21 protein-coding genes and 1 rRNA gene are annotated in these 22,914 nt (G+C 68.2%); 10 read left to right on the top strand and 12 right to left on the bottom strand.

Translation table 11 applies throughout. The annotated features are described in order from the left end of the window. The first annotated feature begins 50 nt into the window (after positions 1-50). Both ACFWH5_RS14515 and ACFWH5_RS14510 read left to right on the top strand, forming a co-directional pair. Positions 51-431: a VOC family protein gene (locus ACFWH5_RS14515; RefSeq protein ID WP_378835878.1), complete on the top strand. Its 381-nt coding sequence runs from the start codon at positions 51-53 to the stop codon at positions 429-431. Between the two features lie 44 nt (positions 432-475). After that, a complete protein-coding gene (locus ACFWH5_RS14510; protein WP_378835875.1) occupies positions 476-1,045 on the top strand; it encodes a hypothetical protein in 570 nt (189 codons plus the stop codon). Positions 1,046-1,384: 339 nt separating this feature from the next. On the opposite strand, the gene ACFWH5_RS14505 is transcribed toward ACFWH5_RS14510, so the two are convergent. Then, positions 1,385-4,006 (bottom strand): family 78 glycoside hydrolase catalytic domain, encoded by a 2,622-nt coding sequence (locus ACFWH5_RS14505; RefSeq protein WP_378835873.1) that lies wholly within the window; start codon positions 4,004-4,006, stop codon positions 1,385-1,387. Positions 4,007-4,011: 5 nt separating this feature from the next. Next, positions 4,012-5,313 (bottom strand): MFS transporter, encoded by a 1,302-nt coding sequence (locus ACFWH5_RS14500; protein ID WP_378835870.1) that lies wholly within the window; start codon positions 5,311-5,313, stop codon positions 4,012-4,014. Positions 5,314-5,398: 85 nt separating this feature from the next. On the opposite strand from ACFWH5_RS14500, the gene ACFWH5_RS14495 reads away from it, so the two are divergent. Further along, positions 5,399-6,385, top strand: coding sequence for a LacI family DNA-binding transcriptional regulator (locus tag ACFWH5_RS14495; RefSeq protein WP_378835867.1), 987 nt, complete (start codon positions 5,399-5,401; stop codon positions 6,383-6,385). Between the two features lie 91 nt (positions 6,386-6,476). Here the strand turns inward: ACFWH5_RS14495 and nrdF are convergent, their stop codons facing one another. From nrdF to nrdH, 4 genes are read right to left on the bottom strand one after another with little or no spacing between them, the layout of a single operon-like run. Further along, positions 6,477-7,454 carry a class 1b ribonucleoside-diphosphate reductase subunit beta gene (gene nrdF / locus ACFWH5_RS14490; RefSeq protein ID WP_378835865.1) on the bottom strand — a complete coding sequence of 326 codons (978 nt, stop codon included), beginning with the start codon at positions 7,452-7,454 and terminating at the stop codon, positions 6,477-6,479. Between the two features lie 31 nt (positions 7,455-7,485). Next, positions 7,486-9,630 carry a class 1b ribonucleoside-diphosphate reductase subunit alpha gene (gene nrdE / locus ACFWH5_RS14485; protein ID WP_378835862.1) on the bottom strand — a complete coding sequence of 715 codons (2,145 nt, stop codon included), beginning with the start codon at positions 9,628-9,630 and terminating at the stop codon, positions 7,486-7,488. Then, positions 9,627-10,085 carry a class Ib ribonucleoside-diphosphate reductase assembly flavoprotein NrdI gene (nrdI, locus tag ACFWH5_RS14480; RefSeq protein ID WP_378835859.1) on the bottom strand — a complete coding sequence of 153 codons (459 nt, stop codon included), beginning with the start codon at positions 10,083-10,085 and terminating at the stop codon, positions 9,627-9,629. Before nrdI ends, nrdE begins: the two co-directional genes overlap by 4 nt. An 11-nt stretch (positions 10,086-10,096) precedes the next feature. Further along, positions 10,097-10,330 (bottom strand): glutaredoxin-like protein NrdH, encoded by a 234-nt coding sequence (nrdH, locus tag ACFWH5_RS14475; protein WP_182253815.1) that lies wholly within the window; start codon positions 10,328-10,330, stop codon positions 10,097-10,099. Between the two features lie 377 nt (positions 10,331-10,707). Between nrdH and ACFWH5_RS14470 the strand changes: the two genes are divergently transcribed. The 3 genes from ACFWH5_RS14470 to ACFWH5_RS14460 are packed head-to-tail and all read left to right on the top strand — an operon-like array spanning position 10,708 to position 13,856. Then, positions 10,708-11,916: an MFS transporter gene (locus tag ACFWH5_RS14470; RefSeq protein ID WP_378835856.1), complete on the top strand. Its 1,209-nt coding sequence runs from the start codon at positions 10,708-10,710 to the stop codon at positions 11,914-11,916. Between the two features lie 33 nt (positions 11,917-11,949). Continuing rightward, positions 11,950-12,699 (top strand): alpha/beta fold hydrolase, encoded by a 750-nt coding sequence (locus tag ACFWH5_RS14465; protein ID WP_378835854.1) that lies wholly within the window; start codon positions 11,950-11,952, stop codon positions 12,697-12,699. Further along, positions 12,696-13,856: an acyl-CoA dehydrogenase family protein gene (locus tag ACFWH5_RS14460; RefSeq protein WP_378835851.1), complete on the top strand. Its 1,161-nt coding sequence runs from the start codon at positions 12,696-12,698 to the stop codon at positions 13,854-13,856. Before ACFWH5_RS14465 ends, ACFWH5_RS14460 begins: the two co-directional genes overlap by 4 nt. A 7-nt stretch (positions 13,857-13,863) precedes the next feature. Here the strand turns inward: ACFWH5_RS14460 and ACFWH5_RS14455 are convergent, their stop codons facing one another. Next, the gene (locus ACFWH5_RS14455) at positions 13,864-14,136 is read right to left on the bottom strand and encodes a metal-sensitive transcriptional regulator (protein WP_378835849.1); all 273 of its coding nucleotides are present in this window, start codon (positions 14,134-14,136) and stop codon (positions 13,864-13,866) included. Between the two features lie 34 nt (positions 14,137-14,170). Between ACFWH5_RS14455 and ACFWH5_RS14450 the strand changes: the two genes are divergently transcribed. The 3 genes from ACFWH5_RS14450 (at position 14,171) to ACFWH5_RS14440 (ending at position 16,854) form a co-directional block, all read left to right on the top strand. Continuing rightward, positions 14,171-15,448, top strand: a complete 1,278-nt coding sequence (locus tag ACFWH5_RS14450) for a DUF445 domain-containing protein (RefSeq protein WP_378835846.1) — start codon at positions 14,171-14,173, stop codon at positions 15,446-15,448. A gap of 24 nt (positions 15,449-15,472) precedes the next feature. Further along, entirely contained in the window at positions 15,473-16,375 is a 903-nt protein-coding gene (locus ACFWH5_RS14445; RefSeq protein WP_378835843.1) for an agmatinase family protein, read from the top strand. 212 nt (positions 16,376-16,587) lie between these two features. Further along, on the top strand, positions 16,588-16,854 hold the full coding sequence (locus tag ACFWH5_RS14440) for a hypothetical protein (RefSeq protein ID WP_378835841.1): 267 nt from the start codon (positions 16,588-16,590) through the stop codon (positions 16,852-16,854). Positions 16,855-16,863: 9 nt separating this feature from the next. Here ACFWH5_RS14440 and ACFWH5_RS14435 read toward each other — a convergent pair whose 3' ends face one another. Genes ACFWH5_RS14435 through hutH form a run of 4 tightly spaced genes read right to left on the bottom strand, consistent with a single transcriptional unit; the run spans position 16,864 to position 21,924 of the window. Continuing rightward, entirely contained in the window at positions 16,864-17,508 is a 645-nt protein-coding gene (locus ACFWH5_RS14435; protein WP_378835839.1) for an SDR family oxidoreductase, read from the bottom strand. A 42-nt stretch (positions 17,509-17,550) separates the two neighbouring features. After that, positions 17,551-18,717, bottom strand: coding sequence for an imidazolonepropionase (gene hutI / locus ACFWH5_RS14430; RefSeq protein ID WP_378835837.1), 1,167 nt, complete (start codon positions 18,715-18,717; stop codon positions 17,551-17,553). Continuing rightward, positions 18,714-20,375: a urocanate hydratase gene (gene hutU / locus ACFWH5_RS14425; RefSeq protein ID WP_378835834.1), complete on the bottom strand. Its 1,662-nt coding sequence runs from the start codon at positions 20,373-20,375 to the stop codon at positions 18,714-18,716. The genes hutI and hutU overlap by 4 nt, the downstream gene beginning before the upstream one ends. Continuing rightward, complete coding sequence (gene hutH, locus ACFWH5_RS14420) at positions 20,368-21,924, bottom strand: histidine ammonia-lyase (RefSeq protein WP_378835832.1); 1,557 nt, start codon at positions 21,922-21,924, stop codon at positions 20,368-20,370. The genes hutU and hutH overlap by 8 nt, the downstream gene beginning before the upstream one ends. 51 nt (positions 21,925-21,975) lie before the next feature. Between hutH and ACFWH5_RS14415 the strand changes: the two genes are divergently transcribed. Further along, a complete protein-coding gene (locus ACFWH5_RS14415; protein WP_378835829.1) occupies positions 21,976-22,770 on the top strand; it encodes an IclR family transcriptional regulator in 795 nt (264 codons plus the stop codon). 53 nt (positions 22,771-22,823) lie between these two features. On the opposite strand, the gene rrf is transcribed toward ACFWH5_RS14415, so the two are convergent. Further along, positions 22,824-22,914, bottom strand: a 5S ribosomal RNA gene (gene rrf, locus ACFWH5_RS14410); the annotation flags it as partial.

Below are 22,914 nucleotides of genomic sequence, written 5' to 3'. Positions count from 1 at the left end.
CGTGACCGCGGGAGCAGCCGCTCTCGTGATCTCGAGGAAGGCGCAGGAACATGGACTGGAAGATCGAGCTCATCTTCGTGCCGGTGACCGATGTCGACCGGGCGAAGGACTTCTACGTGAAGATCGGCTTCAACGCCGACCACGACCAGCAGGTCGATGAGCAACTGCGCTTCGTGCAGATGACCCCGCCCGGATCGGCGTGCTCGATCGCCTTCGGCACCGGACTCGGCATCGACCTCGAGCCTGGCCTGCAGAACACCATCCAGGTGGTCGTGCCCGACGCCGATGAGGCGCTCGCGCATCTGCAGGGCCTCGGTGTGGCGGCACGCGGTGTCGATGAGCTCGCCTGGGGCCGGTTCGTCACCTTCGACGACCCCGACGGCAACAGTTGGACGCTTCAGCAGCTGCCGGACTACAGCGCGCAGGCGTGAACGAGGCGGCGAGACGAGGCCGTGAAGTGATGGCCCCTCGCGCGATGAACTCCGCGCACGTGCTGATCCTGCACGGGTCCCCCGGCTCCGGCAAGACGACGCTCGCCCGCGTCATCTCGGAGCTGCTCAGGGCCGAGGGCGTCGCGCACGGGGTCATCGACGTCGACGAGCTGAATCTCGTGTTCCCCTCGCCTGGTCCCGATTTCTGGCTCGGCAATCTCGCGGCGATCTGGTCCCGCTACACCCAGGTGCCCGGCATCCGCATGATCATCCCCACCGTCATCGCCGACGCCGAGCGTCTCGAGCGACTGCGAGCGGCGATCCCTGCGGCATCCTTCGTCGTCTGCGAACTGACCGCGCCCGTCGACGTGCTCAAGGCGAGGGTCACCGCGCGGGAGCCCACCGACGAATGGCGCGAAGCGCTGCGCCGGTGGGTGGACCACCACGCCGGCAGAACCGACCTGGAGGACATCCGAGACGTCCTCGTCTCCACCCACGACCGGACCGAGGTCGAGTCCGCACGTGAGGTGCTGCGGGCCGTCGGCTGGGCCCGACCCGATTCGGGTGAGTCCAGCGGACGGTCACCCTCGAAGCGGATCGGCAGCCATACGTAGTCCGCGATGGTGGCGTCGACGTCGGCGAACTCTTCCGTCGGTTCGTCGCCGTCCTTGCCTGGGGCGAGATGGTCGACGAACGCCTGGTGCGCGCACAACATCGCCATCGCAGACCGGTGGCTACCGTGCAACCTCGACCACGAACGAGAGCGCTGATGCATCTACTGCGTCCGAGCGCCTCACCGCTGGACCGAGTAGCCCGTCGACGCATTCGCGACGCGCGCCGTTCAGGATTCGCGACCCGAGCGGTGAGCAGAAGTCGGTCGGTGAGAGTTGCCAGGGCGCCGACAGACCCACACTCCATCGAGCGACGTCCGTTTCGGCTGCGTCATCTGTCGCTCAGGAGGTCCTCACGCGGTGCGGCGTGATGGTGTGAATGCCGGGGCCGTACGAGAAGACCGAGTGCGGAAGTCGAACTTCGGCAACCGCCCCCGGGGGTACCGTGATGGTGACGTTGATCCCCTCGGCCGTGCGACTCCACGAGCACGCGGCAGTGCCGTGAGGTGTGGCCACCGACGTGCTCGCATGGTCCACGCCGTCAATAGGCGTGGGCTCGATGACGATCTTCGAGTAACCCGGCGCTGCTGGGCGGAGGCCTGCCAGATCTTCGTGCAGCCACTGAGCGACCGAACCGAAGCTGTAGTGGTTGTGCGAGCGATAGGCGTGCCCATCGCGCTTGTACCCCTCCCACGTCTCCCACGTCGTAGTCGCTCCGCGTTCGATCTGCGCAATCCACGACGGCGCGGTCGGCTGCATGAGGATCTTACGCGCGAGGTCCGCGCGTCCGTTTCGGCTGAGCACCCGTAGGAGCATCGGTGTGCTGAGGAACCCGGTCCCAAGATGACCATCGGCCTCGGTGATGAGCTCCTCGAGGCGAGTGAGCGCGGCCGGTCGGTTCGTCTTCGGGAGCAGATCGAAACCCAGCGCCCGGACGTAGTCATCCTGCTTATCCGCACCGATCCGGGATCCGCCGTCCGAGACGAACGCCCGATTCCATGCGCGGCGAGCGTTCGTGGAAAGTGCAGAGTAGCGCCGCTCGTCGTCGTCGTGACCGAGTACGCGCGCCATGCGGGTGAGCAGCGTTGCCGAGTGCACGAGATACGCCGTTGCCACCACGGCGGGAGGGCGCAGGAGATTTCCGACGAGCGCCGAGCCGAGATCCTCACCCGGGCGAAGCCACTCTCCGAAGTGGAATCCTGTATCCACGATGTACCGCTCGTCACGTCGGCCGGCGCGCGTCCATCGGCTGACGTGACGCTTGCGCGCGGCTCGTCGGGCGAGCTGTTCGACCCAGGCTCGAGCTGCAGGGTAAGCCTCTTCGAGCGCTCGTTCGTCCCCATAACGCCAGTAGACCTCCCAGGGGACAATCACGGCAGCGTCGCCCCAGCCCACTGAGGACGACTGCAGTGCGAACAGCTTCTCCACGATGCCGCGCGAATGCTGCGACGATTCACTGGGGATCACCACGGGGACACGGCCGTCATCGAACTGCTCGATGGCGAGGTTTCGGAGATAGCGGCGGAGATATCGATTCGTGTCGGCGAGGATCATGGCGGTTGCCGCGAAGGTCTGCACATCACCGGTCCAGCCGCTGCGCTCGCGCGTAGGGCAGTCGCTGGGAGTGTCGGTGAAGTTGCTCCGCATCGACCAGCGAATGTTCTCGTGGAGCTTGTTCAACCGCTCGTCGGAACTCGTGAACATTCCGGTCTCTGAGAGATCGGTGGTCATGACGATGCCCTCGACGTCCGCCTCGGTTAAAGGCTCATGGTCCCCCGAGACGACCAGGTACCGGAAACCATGGATCGTGAACGCCGGCGTCCACCACTCCGGTTCTGCGCCAAGGATCGCGGAGTCAGTCTGGAACCACGGCGTACCCTCCTTGTTTCCCAGATAGGTGGTGTCGAGCTCACCTTCGGGAGTAAGGACTTCACCGTAGGCAAGCGACACCTCGGCTCCCTCTCGTCCACCCAGGCGGACCGCGGCGACACCGGAGAAGTTCTGACCGAAGTCGATGAGGGTCGACCCGGACGGCGTGCGGGAAACTGTTCCCCGACGCGTGCCTGTGCGCGTTACCCGAGCGACCTCCTCTGCGATGAGAGTGCGCGGGTGCATGGGGAGGAGCTCAACTGGCGCGTGGTCAGCACGCTCGCGAATCGTGTCCCATGTGTCTGGAAGACGAAGGTCGACGTGCTCGCCGTGCTTGGGATCGGAGTTCTTGATGCGTCCACGTCCGACCGACCATGTCTCGTCGGTACGGAACCGGACGACGTCGCCATCGGCGGTCTCGAGCTCGATCTGCGCGATGGCTGCCAATCGGTCTCCGTACCTGTTCGCCAGCGACAGCCCTCCGAGCTTCCCACGGAAGCGCCCCTCGGAGACGACCATCCCGACGCGCACGGCGCCTTCCTGGAGCGCCTCGGTGATGTCGTACACCTGATACTCCACGCAGGAGTCGAACGGGGTCCACCGCGGCACGAGCGCCGGTCCGGTCACGTCGACGCCGTTGACGATGAGGCGGTACCAGCCCAGGGCCGTCGCATATGCTCGAGCCTTCACTACATCCGTGGGGACGTTGATCGTTCCGCTGAAGTACAACGTTTCGGGCACCTGCGGGTCACCACCGGTGATCCACTGAGCGTTCCAATCCCGTGGTTCGAGCAGCCCCATCTCGAACCAGGCCGTGTCGCTCCATTCGCCGAGGGATCCCTCGTCGTCGACGCTGCGTACTCGCCACCACACGCGCTGACGCGACTGGAGCACCCCTCCGAACCGGGCGTGCCGTTCGACGACCGTCCCCTCGCTGCGGCCTGTCCAGAGGAGCGCGCCGTCAAAAGAGGGTGTCGCGCTTGCCTGAAGCTCGAAGCCCGCAGGGTCGTCGGCGTCGACCGACCAGGACAGCTCCGGTGTCGAATCACCAAGACCGAGAGGGTTATGGAGGCGATTGGTCAGAAGGGAATGCATTCTCGTCAGTTCGTTGGTGTGGACAGTTCAGGTCGCTCGATCGGCTCGTTGTCCGGTTCGTCCTCGGTGCGGAACTCATCGTGCGCATCACGAGTGCGGAACACGAGCCAACCGACCATGAGGCCGGCCGTGACGAGGACGGCAACTATGAAGTAGAAGGTCGAGGGGCCCTGCTCGATGATGAGCGGGGCAACGAACGCGAAGCCGGCCGCACCGAAGCGGGCGACGGCGATGATCGCGCCCTGCGCGGTCGTTCGGAGCAGTGTCGGGAACGACCGCTGCGTCCAGAACTTCATGATGCTGTCGCTGGCGAACGCTCCTCCGAACGACATGAGCACGAGAGAGATCAGGAAGGTCGTGAGGGTGAGCCCGGCGACGGCGGGGAGGAGGAACGCGGCGATGACCATGATGCCGCCCGCCGTGAACCAGGCGAACCGACGACGACCACCGACCACCTTCATGAAGCCGAGCGCTCCACCCAGCGCGACGGGAAGTGCCGCAAGGAGTGCGACGCTCGCCGTCTCGACGCTGACCCCTGCGCCGTTGACCAAGAGGTACGTGCTGTACTGGCCGACGGTATTGCCTCCGGTGGTGAACAGCCCGAAGAACAAAACCAATCCGAAGAACGGCACAGCGTAGGGGGCGCGGAAGAGGTCTTTCACGCTGGCGCGGTCAGCTCGTGTCGTCGCGATCCCGGCGCGTCGTTCGTCGCGGGACTTCAGCCAAAGGGCGGATTCCGGGATGGTGAGACGGGCGACGAAAACGACGACGGCCGCGATGGCCAGGTGCGAGAAGAGGATCTGGCCACCCCCGCGTCCCAGCGCGGCGACACCCGCGGCGAGGAGTCCGGGGACCACGCTGCCAACAATCCACAGCAGCTGGCTGAACCCGATCATGCGCCCGCGACTGCGCTCCGGCGCGGCTTCGGAGATGGTAGAGAGTGAGACCGGCAGGTCGGCGCCTCCGGCGAGTCCGACAAGGATGGTACCGACGACCATCATCGGGAACTCTGCGGCGAAGATCATGGCCGCCGCGCCGGCCGCGATTGCCGCCATGGTGACGAGGAAGACCGAGCGGCGGCCGAACTGGTCGCCCATCCGGCCGCCGACGAGCGAGCCCACTGCGATTCCCGTCGTCAGCAGCCCGGACAGGATTCCGATCTGAACGGGCGTCAGCCCCAGCACTTCCTGGTAGATGACGAGGGCGACTGACCAGGTGATGAGCGCGGCGGCGTCGATATACGACGCCATCCCGCAGACGATGGCGGTCCACCATGGGTGGGTCGAAGCCGGAGATGAGGGGGCCATGAGTTCTCCTTCGAACTGCTTATACGCATAAGCGGTTGTCACAGAATAGCGCATTCCTGTCGTTTCAGCGTGCGAAGCTAGGTGAATGCCCGACCAGCGCCAACCCACGAGCCGCGACGTCGCCAAGCTCAGCGGCGTATCGCAGCCGACTGTGAGCTACGTGCTCAACAACACCCCCGGCCAGCGAATCTCCGACGCGACGCGTGCTCGCGTGCACGCCGCCGCAGCATCCCTGGGGTACTCGCCGTCGCGCGCCGCTCAGACCCTTGCTCGCGGCGGCAGATCGCGTGTGGTCATCCTCAATGCACCAGAAGGCCCCGCCGCCAGCTCCCGCGACGAATACTTCTCCATCTTGTCCGCCGTCCTCGACGACGCCGGATGGACGCTGCTGACCCACTTCCCACCTAGTGAGAACGCCCTCGCTCACCTTCTCAAGCTTGTCGAATCCACGAATGCCGATGCGGTCCTCGACGCGTTCAATGATGCGGAGACGATTGAAGAACTAGTTCGTCGCCAGATCCTTGTCGTGCCGCTTGTACCGCCGTCGAGTTGGACCGAGATCCTTGTGGCACCGGTTGAGATCCAGATGGATCACCTTGTCAACGCGGAAAGGAGGAATCTCGCAACGGTCTCCCCCACCGCCGCTGATGAAGCCGTGCCCGTGCAGACCCGTACCGATCACCTCCGCCAGCGATGCGCGGCTCTCGGCCTGCCCGAACCTGTGCACCTGTGGTGGACCGGTGACCTGGACGCCTTGACGGACGATCTCCGCGCACACGCGTCCTCCGTCGACGGAGTCCTGGCGCACAACGACGCGACAGCTTTACCCGTGCTGTCGGCTGCCCACCGTCTCGGCCTGCGAGTTCCGGATGACCTGGCCGTTGTCGGGGCGGACGATTCATTCCTGGCCGCCCTCACCGTGCCGGCTCTCACCTCGGTGGCCGTCAAACAGTCCCCCGAATCCATGAAGCGAAGCGCCACACGGATCGCTCACGCGCTGTCCCGCCCCGACGACGTTCCTGAGTCGGACCTCGGCGTAGAGTTCATTCTTGTCGCTCGAGAGTCCGCGTAGGCTCTGTAGCCGCGGAGATCAGGCAGACGCCAAGGAGCTCCACGATCTGCTGGTCGAGGAGAAGAACAACGCTCTCAGAATCTCCAGCTCGTCAGAAGTCCCAGTCGTCGTCCTCGGTGGCCTCGGCCTTGCCGATGACGTACGAGGAGCCCGAGCCCGAGAAGAAGTCGTGGTTCTCGTCGGCGTTCGGCGACAGGGCCGAGAGGATCGCCGGGTTCACGTTCGTCACGCTCGACGGGAACATCGCCTCGTAGCCCAGGTTCATCAGCGCCTTGTTGGCGTTGTAGTGCAGGAACTTCTTGACGTCCTCGGACAGGCCGACGCCGTCGTAGAGGTCCTGGGTGTACTGCACCTCGTTGTCGTAGAGCTCGTACAGCAGCGAGAACGTGTAGTCCTTCAGCTCGTCCCGCTTGGCCTGGTCGACCTGCTCGAGCCCGCGCTGGTACTTGTAGCCGATGTAGTAGCCGTGCACGGCCTCGTCGCGGATGATGAGGCGGATGAGGTCGGCCGTGTTGGTGAGCTTCGCCCTGCTCGACCAGTGCATCGGCAGGTAGAAGCCGGAGTAGAACAGGAACGACTCCAGCAGCGTGGACGCGATCTTGCGCTTCAGGGGCTCGTCGCCGCGGTAGTCGTGCAGCACGATCTGCGCCTTCTTCTGAAGGTTCTCGTTCTCCACCGACCAGCGGAACGCCTCGTCGATCTCCTTCGTCGAGCACAGCGTCGAGAAGATCGACGAGTAGCTCTTCGCGTGCACCGACTCCATGAACGCGATGTTGGTGTACACCGCCTCCTCGTGCGGGGTCAGGGCGTCGGGCAGCAGCGAGACCGCGCCGACCGTGCCCTGGATGGTGTCCAGCAGCGTCAGACCGGTGAACACCCGCATCGTGAGGGTCTGCTCCTCGGCGGTGAGCGTGTTCCACGACTGGATGTCGTTCGACAGCGGCACCTTCTCGGGCAGCCAGAAGTTGTTCACCAGACGGTTCCAGACCTCGAGGTCCTTGTCGTCCTGGATGCGGTTCCAGTTGATCGCCTGCACCTGGGTCGCAAGCTTGATCTGCTCGGGGGTCATCTCGTTCCTTCTCGAAGATTCCGGCGTCGGCTCAGAGCATGCAGGAGACGCACTCGGTCATGTCCGTGCCCTCCAGCGCCAGCTGCCGCAGGCGGATGTAGTAGATCGTCTTGATGCCCTTGCGCCATGCGTAGATCTGTGCCTTGTTGATGTCGCGCGTGGTGGCGGTGTCCTTGAAGAACAGCGTCAGCGACAGGCCTTGGTCGACGTGCTGGGTGGCCGCCGCGTAGGTGTCGATGACCTTCTCGTAGCCGATCTCGTACGCGTCCTGGTAGTACTCCAGGTTGTCGTTCGTCATGAACGCCGCCGGGTAGTAGACGCGGCCGAGCTTGCCCTCCTTGCGGATCTCGATCTTCGAGGCGATCGGGTGGATCGACGAGGTCGAGTTGTTGATGTAGGAGATCGAGCCGGTCGGCGGCACGGCCTGCAGGTTCTGGTTGTAGATGCCGTGCTTCTGGATGCTCTGCTTCAGCTCGATCCAGTCCTGCTGCGTCGGGATGTGCTTGCCGGCGAAGAGCTCCTTGACCTTCTCGGTCGCGGGCAGCCAGGCCTGGTCGATGTACTTGTCGAAGAACTCGCCCGAGGCGTACTTCGAGTCCTCGAAGCCGTCGAAGGTCTCGCCGCGCTCGATCGCGATCCTGTTCGACGCACGCAGCGCGTGGAACAGCACCGTGTAGAAGTAGATGTTCGTGAAGTCGATGCCCTCTTCGGAGCCGTAGTACACGTGCTCGCGAGCCAGGTAGCCGTGCAGGTTCATCTGCCCCAGACCGATCGCGTGCGAGCGGTCGTTGCCGTCCTCGATCGAGCGCACCGAGCCGATGTGGCTCTGGTCGCTGACGGCGGTGAGCGCGCGGATGGCGGTCTCGACGGTCTGGCCGAGGTCGTCGGCGTCCATCGACAGGGCGATGTTCATCGAGCCGAGGTTGCAGGAGATGTCCTTGCCGATCTCCTTGTACGACAGGTCGTCGTTGTAGGTGGTCGGGGTGTTCACCTGCAGGATCTCGCTGCACAGGTTCGACATGTTGATGCGGCCCTTGATCGGGTTGGCCTTGTTCACCGTGTCCTCGAACATGATGTACGGGTAACCCGACTCGAACTGGATCTCGGCGATGGTCTGGAAGAACTCGCGCGCGTTGATTTTCGTCTTCTTGATGCGCGAGTCGTCGACCATCTCGCGGTACTTCTCGGTGACGGAGATGTCGCCGAAGGGCACACCGTAGACGCGCTCCACGTCGTACGGCGAGAACAGGTACATGTCCTCGTCGTTCTTCGCCAGCTCGAACGTGATGTCGGGCACGACGACACCCAGCGACAGCGTCTTGATGCGGATCTTCTCGTCGGCGTTCTCGCGCTTGGTGTCGAGGAAGCGCATGATGTCGGGGTGGTGCGCCGACAGGTACACCGCGCCGGCGCCCTGACGCGCGCCGAGCTGGTTGGCGTAGCTGAAGCTGTCTTCGAGCAGCTTCATGACGGGGATGATGCCCGAGGACTGGTTCTCGATCTGCTTGATCGGCGCGCCGGCCTCGCGGATGTTCGACAGCGACAGCGCGACGCCGCCGCCGCGCTTCGACAGCTGCAGAGCGGAGTTGATGCCGCGGGCGATCGACTCCATGTTGTCTTCGATGCGCAGCAGGAAGCAGCTGACGAGTTCGCCGCGCTGCGCCTTGCCGGCGTTGAGGAAGGTGGGGGTCGCCGGCTGGAAGCGGCCGGAGATGATCTCCTCGACCATGCTCACGGCGAGCTTCTCGTCGCCGTCGGCCAGGGCCAGCGCGGTCATCACCACGCGGTCCTCGAAGCGCTCGAGGTAGCGCTTGCCGTCGAAGGTCTTCAGCGTGTAGCTGGTGTAGTACTTGAACGCGCCGAGGAAGGTCTCGAAGCGGAACTTCTTGGAGTAGGCGAGGTCGTTGAGCTTCTGCACGAACTCGAACGAGTACTTGTCGATGACGGCGCCCTCGTAGTACTGCTTCTCGACCAGGTAGTCGAGGCGCTCCTTGAGGGAGTGGAAGAATACGGTGTTCTGATTCACGTGCTGCAGGAAGTACTCCCGCGCGGCGCGCTTGTCGGCCTCGAACTGGATCTTCCCGTTCGCGTCGTACAGGTTCAGCATCGCGTTCAGGGCGTGATAGTCGAGCCCCTCGTACGCGGGGTTGACCTTGAAGTCCGCCTGCGCCGTCACTGCGTCATGCTCTGCATGCTCAACTGCAATGTCCACCATCGTTCCAATCCGTCGCTCACTCGCTCGACATCGTCCGGCGTGCCGAATACCTCGACCTTGTACAAGTGCGGCACGTGGCACTTGCGGCTGATGATCTCTCCGGCGAGGCAGAACGCCTCACCGAAATTGGTGTTCCCCGTGGAGATCACTCCGCGGATGTGACGCCGGTTGCGCTCGTCGTTGAGGAACCGGATCACCTGCTTGGGAACGGCGCCCTTCTCGTCGCCGCGGCCCTGACCGCCCCCGTAGGTGGGGGTGACGAGCACGAACGGCTCGTCGATGACGAGCTGCTCGTCAGTGCGGTGCAGCGGGATGCGGCGGGAAGGGAGCCCGAGCTTCTCGATGAAGCGTGCGGTGTTGCCCGAGACGCTCGAGAAGTAGACCAGGAGCGGCGCGGTGGTCGCGACTGCGCTCATGGCCGCTCACCTCACGCCAGACGGGCCGCGAGCTCGTCGATCTTGTCGGGACGGAAGCCCGACCAGTGGTCCTCGTCGGTGACGACGACCGGGGCCTGCATGTACCCCAGGGCCTTGACCTGCTCGAGCGCCGAAGCGTCTTCGGAGAGGTCGTGGATCTCATACTCGATGCCCTTGGCATCGAGGGCGCGGTAGGTCGCATTGCACTGCACGCACGAAGGCTTGGTGTAGACCGTGATCGACATGATTCCCGTCTCTTCCCCTCAGATCTCAGCTTCTCCAGGCAGAACCCCCGCCGGGACTTCAATACTACATATAGGGACGGACATTACGACCGACCACTAGGGATAGTAGTTACATCCGTGTAGTTTTCCACCGCTCTCCACTGGTTAAACACACGTTGTCCACGATTCCTTCCACAGCCGCGGATGCCGATCCGGTCCTCCGGAACCGCGTGTTCCCGCGGGTTGCGAGCGGCCGGTCCGGATCCATCCACAGGGAGGACGCTACGCGTCCCCTCCGACATCGGATTTCCTGTGGAGAACGCTTCTCGGCGTGTCGCGGCGTGTCGCGGCATCCGTCCCCCTCGCGCCCGTGCGCGGACCACGGATAGGGTTCTCTGGTGGCGGGATATCGGGATCTTCTTCGCACACCGGGTGTCGCGCGGATGATCGCCGCGCAGCTGGTGGCGCGGTTTCCCAACGGGATGATCAGCCTGGCGATCCTGCTGCACGTGGAACAGCAGACCGGGTCGTACGGCGCGGCCGGCATCGTGCTCGCCGCGGCATCCGTCGGCCAGGCGGTCGCCGGGCCGGTGACGAGCCGCTGGATGGGCGCATGGGGCATGCGACGCGTGCTGGGCCTCACCCTGGCGGTCTGCGTGCTCGCCGTGCTCGCCCTCGCGCTGCTGCCGCTCGAGCTCGCCGGGTACATGGCCTTCGCGCTGCTCGCCGGCCTCTCCACCCCACCCGTGCAATCGGCCGTCCGCACGATCTACCCGAAGCTCGTGAACGCCGGCCAGCTCACTCCGCTGTTCTCCCTGGACGCCTCGATGCAGGAGATCATCTGGATCCTGGCGCCCGTGGTGATCACCGTCGTCTCCACGCAGGCGGGCACCACGCAGGGCCTGCTGCTGGTCGCGGTGATCCTCGTCGTCGGCGGCGGATGGTTCATCCTCTCCCCCGAAGTCGGGCGGGTGCGCATCCCGCGCAGTCGCCGCGCCTTCGGGCGGGTCGTGCTCAAGCCGCCCGTCATGCTCGCCACCGTGATCGGGTTCCTGCTCATCGGCGCCTGCTCCGCCGTCGAAGTCGGCGTGGTGGCCACCTTCGGCCACGGCGGGCTGGAGGCCGGGCTCGTGCTGGCGGTGTTCTCGGTGGGCAGCCTGGCGGGCGGGCTGGCCTTCGGGCACATCCCCATCGGCCGCTGGGCGATGGCCAGGCGCCTGCTGATCGTGACGATCGGCCTGTCGCTGACGATGGTGACGCTGAACATCTACTGGATCGGCGGCACGCTGCTGCTCGCCGGCATCGGCATCGCGCCCGCTCTGGCGGTGCTGTTCGCGATCACCACCGCCAGCGTGAAGTTCAGCGAGACCGCCGAGGCCTTCGGGTGGGCGGGCACCGGTCAGCTCATCGGCGCCGCCGCCGGCTCCGCGGTGGCCGGCATCCTCATCGACGCGGGTGGCCCCGCCGGTGCGTACCTCGCCGCGGTGCTGTTCGCGTTCACGGGGCTCGTCGTCTCGATCGTCTTCGTGCGCGGGTTCCCCGACCTGCGCCACCGAGACCCGAGCCCGCATCCCGACACCGAGCCGGTGCAGGCGATCATCGCCTGAGATCCGCGCAGTGCCGCGGCATAGGCTGGGACGGTGCCCGCACCGCTCACGCTTCCCCGTCTCATCTGGGGCGACGGTCCCCGCCAGGTCCTGCTCGTGCACGGGCTCGGCTCCTCGGCAGCGCTGATGTGGCGCATCGGCGCCGCCGTGGCGGACGAGGGCTGGCGGGCGACCGCGGTCGACCTGCGCGGCCACGGCGACGCGCCGCGCGCCCTGGACTACTCGGTGGCCGCCTACGGCGCCGACGTCGCGGCGACCCGGCCCGAGGCCGGCGGCGCGTGGGATGCCGTCATCGGACACTCGCTGGGCGGCGCCTCCAGCGTGGTGGCCGCGGCCTCCGATGCCGGCTGGACGAAGCGTCTCGTGCTCATCGACCCGGCCATCCACGTCGCCGGTCGCGATGCCGGCATCATCCGGCGCAGCCAGGAGCGCGCCTTCGCCACCCCGACGGTCGAAACGGTGCGGTCGGAGCATCCGCAGTGGCACCCGCAGGACGTCGAGCTGAAGGTCGATGCGGTGCGACGGGCCAGCGTGTGGGCGGTGGCGCAGACCAGCGCGCAGAACCAGCCGTGGGATGTGCGACCGGATGCGGCGCGCCTGGCCGTCCGCACGCACATCGTCGGTGCGGATCCCGCGGTCTACAGCCTGTTCAACGGAGACCTCGCGGCGTCCGTGCTCGAGAACCCGCACATCACCATGTCGGTCGTGCCGGGTGCCGGCCACTCCCCGCACCGCGACCGACCCGACCAGACCATCCGTCAGATCCTGGAGGCACTGAGATGACCGGCTTCGACCCCGCCGCCTTCCTTCCCGACGACCTGCTCGAGCGCATCCGCGAGCGCGCCGCGGTGCACGATCGCGACAACACCTTCCCGCAGCAGGATCTCGACGAGCTGCGTGCAGCCGGGTACCTGTCGATCCTCGTGCCCGCCGAACGCGGCGGGGCGGGGCTCAGCCTGGAGCAGGCGGCCGTCCTGCAGCAGCGGCTGGCGACCGCCGCCCCCGCCACGGCACTGGCGATCAACATGCATCTCGTCTGGACGGGCGTCGCGAAGGTCTTCAGCGACCGCGCCGTGCCCGGTCTCGAGTTCGTGCAGGACGGCGCGGTGGCCGGCGAGGTGTTCGCCTTCGGCATCAGCGAGGGCGGCAACGATCTGGTGCTGTTCGGCAGCGACACGGATGCGGCGCCGCAGGACGGCGGCGGGTACGCGTTCACCGGCACGAAGATCTTCACCTCGCTCGCGCCCGTATGGACGAAGCTCGGTCTGCACGGACTCGACACGACCAGCCCGGATGCCCCGAAGCTGGTCTTCGCGTTCGTCGACCGCACGGATGCGGTCGCGACGAGCGACGACTGGGACACGCTGGGCATGCGCGGCACGCAGAGCCGCACGACCCGGCTGAACGGCGCGGTCTCGGCGCCCGAGCACGTGGTGCGCCGCATCGATCCCGGTCCGAACCCCGATCCGATCGTGTTCGGCATCTTCAGCGTCTTCGAGCTGCTGCTCGCCTCGGTCTACACCGGCATCGCCCGCCGGGCGCTGGAGCTGGCGGCGGCCGCCGCGCAGAAGCGGCGCTCGAAGAAGACCGGAGCGGCCTACAGCCAGGACCCCGACATCCGGTGGCGCATCGCCGGAATGGCGCTCGCGTACGACGCACTGCCGCCGCAGATCGCCGCGGTCGCGCGCGACGTCGACGCGCTCGCCGACCATGGCGGACGCTGGTTCACGCTGCTCTCTGGCGTCAAGCACCGCGCCGTCGTGATGGCGAAGCAGGTGGTCGACGAGGCCATGCTGGTCGCCGGCGGCGGCTCCTACTTCAGCGCGAACGAGCTGTCACGGCTCTACCGGGATGTGCTCGCGGGGATGTTCCACCCCTCGGACCCGGAGTCGGCGCACTCCACGGCGGCGAGCGCATGGCTCGGGCCGCTCGAGGCGTGAGCGCGCCCTACTTGCGGTCGAAGTCGAAGGCCTTCAGCAGCTCGTCGACGGCCTGATCGCCCTGCTCACCGCCCTGCTCGAACATGTGGGCGACGTGGGTGCGCAGATGATTCTCGAGCAGCAGGCGGTTGAGCGATTCCAGGGATCGCTGGATCGCGCGGGTCTGGGTGAGGATGTCCATGCAGTAGTCCTCGTTCTCGATCATCCGCGCGATGCCGCGCAGCTGACCCTCGAGGATGCTGGTGCGGTGCAGCGCGCGCTTCTTGATGTCGTCGATCACGTTTCGAGCGTAGTCCGCGTGAAAGGATGTGGGCATGTCGCGTACTCCGATGGCGCTGCTCTCGCCCGCCGATCAGGAGCGGCTGCGCGGCCTGCGCCGGATGAAGGCCGTCGCGCTCGGTGCGCTGATCCTGATGGCGGCGCTGTTCGTCGTCGCGTTCTGGCTGCGTGAGCAGCATCCGTGGCTCGAGTACGTGCGGGCGGCGGCCGAGGGCGGCATGGTCGGCGCGCTCGCCGACTGGTTCGCGGTCACCGCGCTGTTCCGGCGCCCGCTCGGGCTGCCCATCCCGCACACCGCCATCATCCCGACCCGCAAGGACGAGATCGGCCACACCCTGGGCGAGTTCGTCGAGACGAACTTCCTGTCCGGCGAGGTGGTGCGCGCCAAACTGACCACGGCCGCGCTCTCGCGACGGTTCGGCGAGTGGCTGCGCGAACCCGCGCACGCCGAACGGGTCGCCGCAGAGGGCGCGACCGTGGCCGCCGCGGTGCTGCGCGCCCTCAGCGACGACGACGTGCAGGACCTCATCGCCGACCTCGCGCGCGAGCACCTGGTCGAACCGGACTGGGCTCCGTCGGCCGGCGGCTGGCTGCAGCGCATCGTCGAGGCCGACGCCCATCGCGGCGCGGTCGACCTGGCCGTGGACAGCATCGCGGGCTGGCTGGAGGCCAACGCCCACACCTTCAGCGGGCTCGTCTCCCGGCGTCTGCCCGGCTGGGTGCCCAAGCTCGCGCACCGCTTCGTCGACGAGACGGTCTATCACGAGGCCGTGCGCTTCGTGACGGCGGTGCAGACCGACCCGCAGCATCCCGCGCGGCGTGCGCTCGACGGCTATCTCTCGCGCCTTGCCGAAGCTCTGCAGCACGATCCCGCCGTGCGCGACCGCTTCGAGGGCGCGAAGGCGGCCGTCTTCGACAGCCCGCGGGTGATCGCGCTGGCCGCGCAGGCGTGGGAGACCGCCAAGACCGGCCTGCTCTCCGCCCTCGCCGACCCGCAGAGCGGACTGCGCCGCCGCGCGGCATCCGCCCTCAGCGAGATCGGCGCGCGCCTCGCGAACGACCCCGTGCTGCAGGCCAGGGTCGACGGGTGGGCCACCGACGCGGCGGTGTTCCTCGTCGAGCGGTACCGGCATGACATCGCCTCGATCATCACCGACACGGTGGAGAAGTGGGATCCCGCCGAGACGACCGAGAAGATCGAGTTGATGGTCGGCCGTGACCTGCAGTACATCCGCTTGAACGGCACCGTCGTCGGCGCGCTGGCGGGCCTCGCCATCTTCGCCGTCGCGCACGCGGTGATCCCCGGCATCTGAACCGCGCGACCTCTGGAGGCTGACATGGCACTCTCTCACGACCCGCTCTGGCCCCGCGCGGGGTCCTGGCCCGCCTTCGACGCCGGTGCGGATGCCGTGCTGCTGGGCGTGCCGGCATGGCGCACCTCGCTCTCGCCCACCGGCGCGCACGCCACGCCCGCCGCCGTGCGGGAGGCGCTGGCGCGCTACAGTGCGACGCTGATGGGCCCGCCTGTCGTCGATCTGAACGCGGCGTTGCGCATCGCCGACGCGGGCGACGTCACCGACCCCGACACCGCGCAGGGCGTCGAGGCCACGGTGGCGCGGGTGCGTGAGCTGAGCTCGGCGTTCGTGATCGCGCTGGGTGGGGACAATTCCGTCACCTACCCGGTGGCTCGCGGTGCGGGGGCGACCGGACTGATCACCTTCGACGCGCACTTCGATCTGCGCGACGGCGTCTCGAACGGGTCGCCGGTGCGGCGCCTCGTGCAGGACGCGCCGAATGCCGAGCGGATCGACCCGCGTCGCATCGTGCAGATCGGGATCGCCGACTTCGCGAACTCCAGGGCCTACGCACGGCGCGCGCAGGAGTGGGGCATCCGGGTGATCACGATCGACGAGCTGCGGCGACGCGGCATCGACGACGTCGCGGCGGAGGCGGTCGAGATCGCCGGCGCCGGTGGTGAGGCGCGCATCCACCTCGATGTCGACGTCGACGTCGCCGACCGCTCGGTGGCGCCGGGATGCCCCGCGAGCCTGCCGGGAGGACTGCAGGCCTGGGAGCTGCGCGCCCTGGCCCGCGCGGTGGCCTCCGATCACCGCGTCGTGAGCGCCGACCTCGTCGAGGTCGACGCGAGCGCCGACGTCGCCGATCAGCGCACGGTGCGCCTGACCGCACTGTGCGTACTGGAGCTGCTCGCCGGGCTCGCGTCCCGGGAGCGCCGGTGACGACACCGAGTCGCGCCGTCGCGCTTCTCGTGCGGTTCTGATCGAGCGCGAGGCTACGTCGCCTCGCCCGCTCGCGCCACCCCCTCCTGCGAATCCGATCAGCGGTGCATGCTGACAGGTCACGACAGAGGAGGAGACATGACCGGTCAGAACAGCCCGGAGCAGGGCGAGCAGATGCTGCGCGAGCGTCTCGAGGCCGAAAGGGGCGCCGCATGAGCATCGCACCCACCGACAGCGGCACGACCAAGGGCGTCTGCGACGTGTGCGGGAACGTCTACGACAAGATGATCGTGGTGACACGCGGCGGCGACGTCGGCACCTTCGACAGCTTCGAGTGCGCGATCCACGCGATGGCGCCGGAGTGCGAGCACTGCGGATGCCGGGTGATCGGCCACGGGGTCGAGACGGACGGCCGGATCTTCTGCTGCGCGAACTGCGCGCGGGAGACCGGTGAGACGCAGCTGACCGACCGCGTCTGAGCTGCTGCTCTACCGACCGAGCGCTTCGGCGATCGGCGTCTCACCGGCGTTGAATCGGATCGTGCGGCCGATCGTCGCCGGCTCGATCAGCGTCTGCGCGATGACCTGCGCGACGTCGGCGCGCGAGACCTCGCCGGACTCGGGTGCCGCCACGTCGATCCTGCCGGTGGCGGGCTCGAGCGTCAGCCGGCTGGGGCCCAGCACGGTCCAGTCCAGCGCGGAGGAGCGCAGATGCTCGTCCGCCCTCGCCTTCGCCTCCGCGTAGGCGAAGAACGGATCGGCGGGGTCGATGCCGTGGTCGACCGCCGAGCCGTAGTACGACACCATCACATAACGCCGCACCCCGGCATCCGCGGCCGCATCCATCGAGCGCGTCGCCGCCTCGAGGTCGACGGCCGTCGTCCGTGCGGGATTCCCGCCGCCGGCGCCGGCCGACCACACCACGGCGTCCTGTCCCGCGATGAGCCGCGCCAGTGCCTGGCGGCTCTCGTGCTCGACGTCGAACACCACGGGCGTGCCGCCCACCTCGCGCAGGTCGGACTGCTGGTCCGGATCGCGGATCACCGCGGTGACCTCATCGCCGCGAGCGGCGAGCAGCGGAGCGAGCAGAAGGGCCACCTTGCCGTGGCCGCCGATGATGAGTGTCCGTGCCATCCGTCCACGCTACCCCGATGAGGCGGCACGGGGGTCGCCGCTTCAGCGGACGGCCGCGCCGTCCTTCCACACCCGGCGCACCAGCGGGACGCCCGGCCGGTAGGCCAGGTGCACGCGGGTGGGTGCGTCGAGCAGCAGCAGATCGGCGCGCTTGCCGGGCGCGATGACGCCGACGTCGTCGCGGCGCAGCGCACGAGCGCCGCCGGCGGTGGCCGCCCAGACCGCTTCGGCCGGGGTCATCCCCATGTCGCGCACCGCGACGGCGATGCAGAACGGCATCGACGAGGTGAAGCTCGACCCCGGGTTCGTGTCGCAGGCCAGCGCCACCGTCACTCCGGAGTCGATCAGGCGGCGCGCGTCGGGGTAGGGCTGCCGTGTCGAGAACTCCACGCCGGGCAGCAGGGTGAGCACGGTCGAGGATGCGGCGAGCGCCTCCACGTCGGCGTCGGTCAGGTACGTGCCGTGGTCGACCGATGCCGCGCCGAGTTCGATCGCGAGCTGCACGCCCTCCCCCGGACCGAGCTGGCTGGCGTGCACCCGCGGCATCAGTCCGCGCGCGATGCCGGCCTCGAGGACGCGGCGGGACTGCGCGACCGTGAAGGCGCCGGTCTCGCAGAACACGTCGATCCACTTCGCATGCGGTGCGCAGGCGTCGAGCATCTCCCCGGTCACGAGGTCGACGTACTCGTCGGCGCGGCCGGCGTACTCCGCGGGGACGACGTGGGCGCCGAGGAACGTGACCTCCGAGGTGACCTCGGCCGCGAGCCGTACGAGTCGTTCCTCCGCGGCGATGTCCAGTCCGTAGCCGCTCTTGATCTCGACCGTGGTGGTGCCCTGCGCGAGCATCTCGTCGATGAAGCCGCGGACGCGGGTGCGCAGTTCCTCCTCGGTCGCCGCGCGGGTGGCCGCCACCGTCGATCGGATGCCGCCTGCGGCGTAGCCCTGTCCCGCCATGCGCGCCTCGAACTCCGCGGCGCGGTCGCCGCCGAAGACGATGTGGCTGTGGCTGTCGACGAACCCCGGGATGACCGCGGCTCCCTCGGCATCCACCGTCTCGTCGGCATCCGGAGCATCCGCCACGGTACCGACCCAACCGATGCGACCACCGTCGATGAGCACCGCCGCGTCGGTCAGCGTGCCGAAGCGGTCCTCAGGCGAGCCGGCGTTCGTCGTCAGCTCGCCGATGTTCGTGATCAGTGTGGCAGTCACAGCATCGGCACCGTGAGACCGCGCTCGCGGGCGATGTCGCGAGCGTGTTCGTACCCGGCGTCCACATGACGCATCACTCCGGTGCCGGGGTCGTTGGTGAGCACGCGCTCCAGCTTCTGCGCGGCGAGCGGCGATCCGTCGGCGACGATGACCTGGCCGGCATGGATGCTGCGGCCGATCCCGACGCCGCCGCCGTGGTGCAGCGACACCCAGCTCGCGCCGGACGCGGTGTTCAGCAGCGCGTTCAGCAGCGGCCAGTCGGCGATGGCGTCGGAGCCGTCCTTCATGGCCTCGGTCTCGCGATACGGGGAGGCGACCGATCCGGAATCGAGATGGTCTCGCCCGATGACGATCGGCGCCTTCAGCTCGCCCGAGGCGACCATCTCGTTGAACCTGAGCCCGGCGAGATGACGCTCCTTGTAGCCGAGCCAGCAGATGCGCGCGGGGAGGCCCTCGAAGTGCACCTTCTCGGCGGCCTTCTCGAGCCAGCGGTGCAGGGCCTTGTCCTCGGGGAACAGCTCGGCGATGGCGCGGTCGGTGGCGTAGATGTCCTCCGGATCACCCGAGAGCGCCGCCCAGCGGAACGGACCGCGCCCCTCCTCGAACTGCGGGCGGATGTACGCCGGCACGAAGCCGGGGAACGCGAACGCCCGGTCGAAGCCTCCCAGCTGCGCCTCGGCACGGATGGAGTTGCCGTAATCGAACACGGCCGCGCCGTCGTCCTGGAACGCGACCATCGCGGCGACATGCGCGGCCATCGACTCACGCGAACGGCGGGTGAAGTCCGCGGGGTCGCGTTCGGCCTCGGCCTTCCAGTCCCTGAACGCGATGCCGGCCGGCAGGTAGGCGAGCGGATCATGGGCGCTGGTCTGATCGGTGACGATGTCGACCGGCACACCCCGGCGCTGCAGTTCGGGGAAGACCTCGGCGGCATTGCCGAGCACGCCCACCGATAGTGCCTCTCCGGCATCTTTCGCCGCGATGACGCGTGCGATCGCGGCGTCGAGGTCGGTGGTGTACTCGTCGAGGTACCCGTGCTCGACCCGTCTGGCCAGGCGCGACTCGTCGACGTCGACGATCAGCACCGCGCCCTCGTTGAGCGTGACGGCGAGCGGCTGCGCGCCGCCCATGCCGCCGGCGCCGGCGGTGAGCGTCAGGGTGCCGGCGAGCGATTCACGGCCCAGCGAGCGCGCCACGGCGGCGAAGGTCTCGTAGGTGCCCTGCAGGATGCCCTGAGTGCCGATGTAGATCCACGAACCCGCGGTCATCTGGCCGTACATCGTGAGCCCGAGCGCTTCGAGGCGGCGGAACTCCGGCCAGTTCGCCCAGTCGCCCACGAGATTGGAGTTCGCGATGAGCACCCGCGGCGCCCATTCGTGGGTGCGGAAGACTCCGACGGGCTTGCCGGACTGCACGAGCAGGGTCTCATCGGGCTCGAGCTCGTCGAGGGTGCGCACGATGGCGTCGTACGCCTCCCAGCTGCGCGCGGCTCGCCCCGTACCGCCGTAGACCACGAGGTCCTCGGGATGTTCGGCGACCTCGGGATCGAGGTTGTTCATCAGCATCCGCTTGGCGGCTTCGGCACCCCAGCTCTTCGCGGTGCGCTCGCTGCCACGCGGTGCGCGGATCGATCGGGGTTCCGTCGCGGTGTCAGACATTCGCGTGCTCCTTCGCAGTGGCGAGGACGGCGCCCGAGCGTACGAGCTCGGTGACGGCCTCCATGTCGGGTGAGAGGAAGTGATCCGGTCCTGGGCCGTCGGCCACGGTGCGCACGAGATCGCGAACCGCCCCCGTGGCGGGTCCGGCCTGGAGCGGTGCGCGCAGGTCGAGCGCCCTGGCGCCGGTGAGGATCTCGATGGCCAGCACGCGGGTGAGTCCGTCGATCGCGCGCCGCAGCTTGCGCGCCGCCGCCCAGCCCATCGAGACGTGGTCCTCCTGCATGGCCGAGGAGGGGATCGAGTCGACGGATGCCGGGGTGGCGAGGCGCTTGAGTTCGGAGACGATGCCGGCGGCGGCGTACTGGGCGATCATCAGCCCGGAGTCGACTCCCACCTCATGCGCGAGGAACGGGGGCAGCCCATGACTGCGCGCGGGGTCGAGGGCGCGGTCGGTGCGACGCTCGGAGACGGATGCCACATCGGCGACCGAGATCGCGAGGAAGTCGAGCACGGCGGCGATCGGCGCACCGTGGAAGTTGCCGTTCGACTCGATGCGCCCGTCCGACGTGATGACGGGATTGTCGATGACGGAGGTGAGCTCGCGCTCGGCGATGAGCGTCGCATGCGCCATCGTGTCGCGCGCCGCGCCGTGCACCTGCGGAGAGCAGCGCAGCGAGTACGCGTCCTGCACCCGACCGTCCTCGGGGCCCTTGTGGCTGGCGACCATCGGCGAGCTTCCGAGGAACGCCCGCAGGTTCGCCGCGGATGCCGCCTGGCCCCGCTGCGGCCGCAGGGCCATCAGATCGGCCGCGAACACCGCGTCGGTGCCGAGCTGCGACTCGATCGACATCGCCGCGGCGAGGTCGGCGGTGCTGACCAGCTTCTCGAGGTCGTGGAGCGCCAGCACCAGCATGCCGAGCATGCCGTCGGTGCCGTTGATGAGGGCGAGGCCCTCCTTCTCCATGAGCGTGAGCGGTTCGATGCCGGCAGCGGCGAGTGCCTCGGCGGCCGGCATGCGCTCCGACGGCGCGCGGTCGGCGCCGGCCACGACCACCTCGCCCTCCCCCATGGCGGCCAGCGCGACGTGGGCGAGCGGTGCGAGGTCGCCCGAGCAGCCCAGCGAGCCGTACTCGCGCACCACGGGCGTGATGCCGGCATCGAGCATGGCGGCGTAGGTGTCGACGACCACCGGGCGCACTCCGGTGTGCCCCGAGGCGAGCGTCTGCAGTCGCAGCAGCTGCAGGGCGCGCACGACCTCGATCTCGATCTCCGGACCCGTGCCCGCCGCGTGCGAACGGATCAGGCTCAGCTGCAGCTGCCGGCGACGATCCGGAGCGATGAAGGTGGTCGCCAGCGCCCCGAAGCCGGTGGACACGCCGTAGTGCGGTTCCGGGTCGGCGGCCATTCCCTCGACGACCCGTCTGGCCTCGGACACCCGTACTCGCGCGGATTCGGCGATCTCCATCCTCGCGAAATGGCGTGCGACGGCGACGACGTGGTCGGGCGACAGCGGAGCGGCGCCGACGATCACGGAGGAGGAATGCTGCATGTCTCGATTCCACACCCTGGAGCTGCGCTTCGGGAGAGCACGGTGCAGACTGTGTCTGTGATCTCAGACGTTTCAATCGGTGCAGGAACGGCACCGCGACCGCAGGTACCCGCTGCGGACCAGACCCTGCGCATCCTGCGGCACCTCGCGCGCCGGGCCGCCCCGATCGCCGCATCCGCGCTGGCGCGGGATCTCGACATCCCGCGCTCCACGGTCTACCACCTGCTCGCCACGCTCGAGGGACACGGATTCGTCGTGCACCTGCCGCAGGAGCGACGCTGGGGGCTCGGGACGAGCGCGTTCGAGCTGGCGGGCGGCTACTCTCGCCAGGAGCCGCTGGCGCGACTCGGCCGCCCGCTGATCGCCACACTGGCCGACCGGCTGGGCGAGAGCGCGCACCTGGCGGTGATGAGCGGCCGCGACGTGCTCTACATCGTCGAGGAGCGCGCGGTGCGTCGCCCCGCCCTGGTCACCGAGGTCGGCGTGCGGCTGCCCGCGCACCTCACCGCGACCGGTCGGGCGATGCTCGCCTCACTGCCCCGCACGCAGGTGCGGGCGCTGTATCCGGATGCCTCGGCGTTCACCCTCCGCACCGGACGCGGACCGGAGACCCCGTCGGAACTGCGCGAACTGCTGCGGGTGGTGCGGCAGAACGGCGTCGCGACGGAGGACGGCGAGGTGACCGCCGGCTTCCGTTCCGTCGCGGTCGCCGTGCGGGATCATGCGGGGTGGCCGGCAGCCGCGGTGGCCGTCACGTGGGAAGGCGATCTCGACGCCGACCCGACCGCCGCCGTCCAGGAGGCCTCCCGGATGCTGGAGAGCCGTCTGGGATTCGACCGCCGTTGAGCGCGTTAACGCAAAAGAGCCACCCAGCGATGGGTGGCTCTTTCACAGAAGAAGTCCGGCGGTGTCCTACTCTCCCACAGGGTCCCCCCTGCAGTACCATCGGCGCTGTGAGGCTTAGCTTCCGGGTTCGGAATGTGACCGGGC

The sequence above is a fragment of the Microbacterium sp. NPDC058345 genome (genome assembly GCF_042723855.1).
Taxonomy (GTDB): Bacteria; Actinomycetota; Actinomycetes; order Actinomycetales; family Microbacteriaceae; genus Microbacterium.
The sequence above is the reverse complement of the archived record's forward strand: the minus strand, read 5'-3'. Positions and strand labels throughout refer to the sequence as shown.

Bases quoted from the DNA above. Each gene is read 5' to 3' on its own strand.
- ACFWH5_RS14515 (WP_378835878.1), top strand. From the start codon at position 51: ATGGACTGGAAGATCGAGCTCATCTTCGTGCCGGTGACCGATGTCGAC.
- ACFWH5_RS14510 (WP_378835875.1), top strand. From the start codon at position 476: ATGAACTCCGCGCACGTGCTGATCCTGCACGGGTCCCCCGGCTCCGGC.
- ACFWH5_RS14505 (WP_378835873.1), bottom strand. From the start codon at position 4,006: ATGCATTCCCTTCTGACCAATCGCCTCCATAACCCTCTCGGTCTTGGT.
- ACFWH5_RS14500 (WP_378835870.1), bottom strand. From the start codon at position 5,313: ATGGCCCCCTCATCTCCGGCTTCGACCCACCCATGGTGGACCGCCATC.
- ACFWH5_RS14495 (WP_378835867.1), top strand. From the start codon at position 5,399: ATGCCCGACCAGCGCCAACCCACGAGCCGCGACGTCGCCAAGCTCAGC.
- nrdF (WP_378835865.1), bottom strand. From the start codon at position 7,454: ATGACCCCCGAGCAGATCAAGCTTGCGACCCAGGTGCAGGCGATCAAC.
- nrdI (WP_378835859.1), bottom strand. From the start codon at position 10,085: ATGAGCGCAGTCGCGACCACCGCGCCGCTCCTGGTCTACTTCTCGAGC.
- nrdH (WP_182253815.1), bottom strand. From the start codon at position 10,330: ATGTCGATCACGGTCTACACCAAGCCTTCGTGCGTGCAGTGCAATGCG.
- ACFWH5_RS14460 (WP_378835851.1), top strand. From the start codon at position 12,696: ATGACCGGCTTCGACCCCGCCGCCTTCCTTCCCGACGACCTGCTCGAG.
- ACFWH5_RS14450 (WP_378835846.1), top strand. From the start codon at position 14,171: ATGTCGCGTACTCCGATGGCGCTGCTCTCGCCCGCCGATCAGGAGCGG.
- ACFWH5_RS14445 (WP_378835843.1), top strand. From the start codon at position 15,473: ATGGCACTCTCTCACGACCCGCTCTGGCCCCGCGCGGGGTCCTGGCCC.
- ACFWH5_RS14440 (WP_378835841.1), top strand. From the start codon at position 16,588: ATGAGCATCGCACCCACCGACAGCGGCACGACCAAGGGCGTCTGCGAC.
- ACFWH5_RS14435 (WP_378835839.1), bottom strand. From the start codon at position 17,508: ATGGCACGGACACTCATCATCGGCGGCCACGGCAAGGTGGCCCTTCTG.
- hutU (WP_378835834.1), bottom strand. From the start codon at position 20,375: ATGTCTGACACCGCGACGGAACCCCGATCGATCCGCGCACCGCGTGGC.
- hutH (WP_378835832.1), bottom strand. From the start codon at position 21,924: ATGCAGCATTCCTCCTCCGTGATCGTCGGCGCCGCTCCGCTGTCGCCC.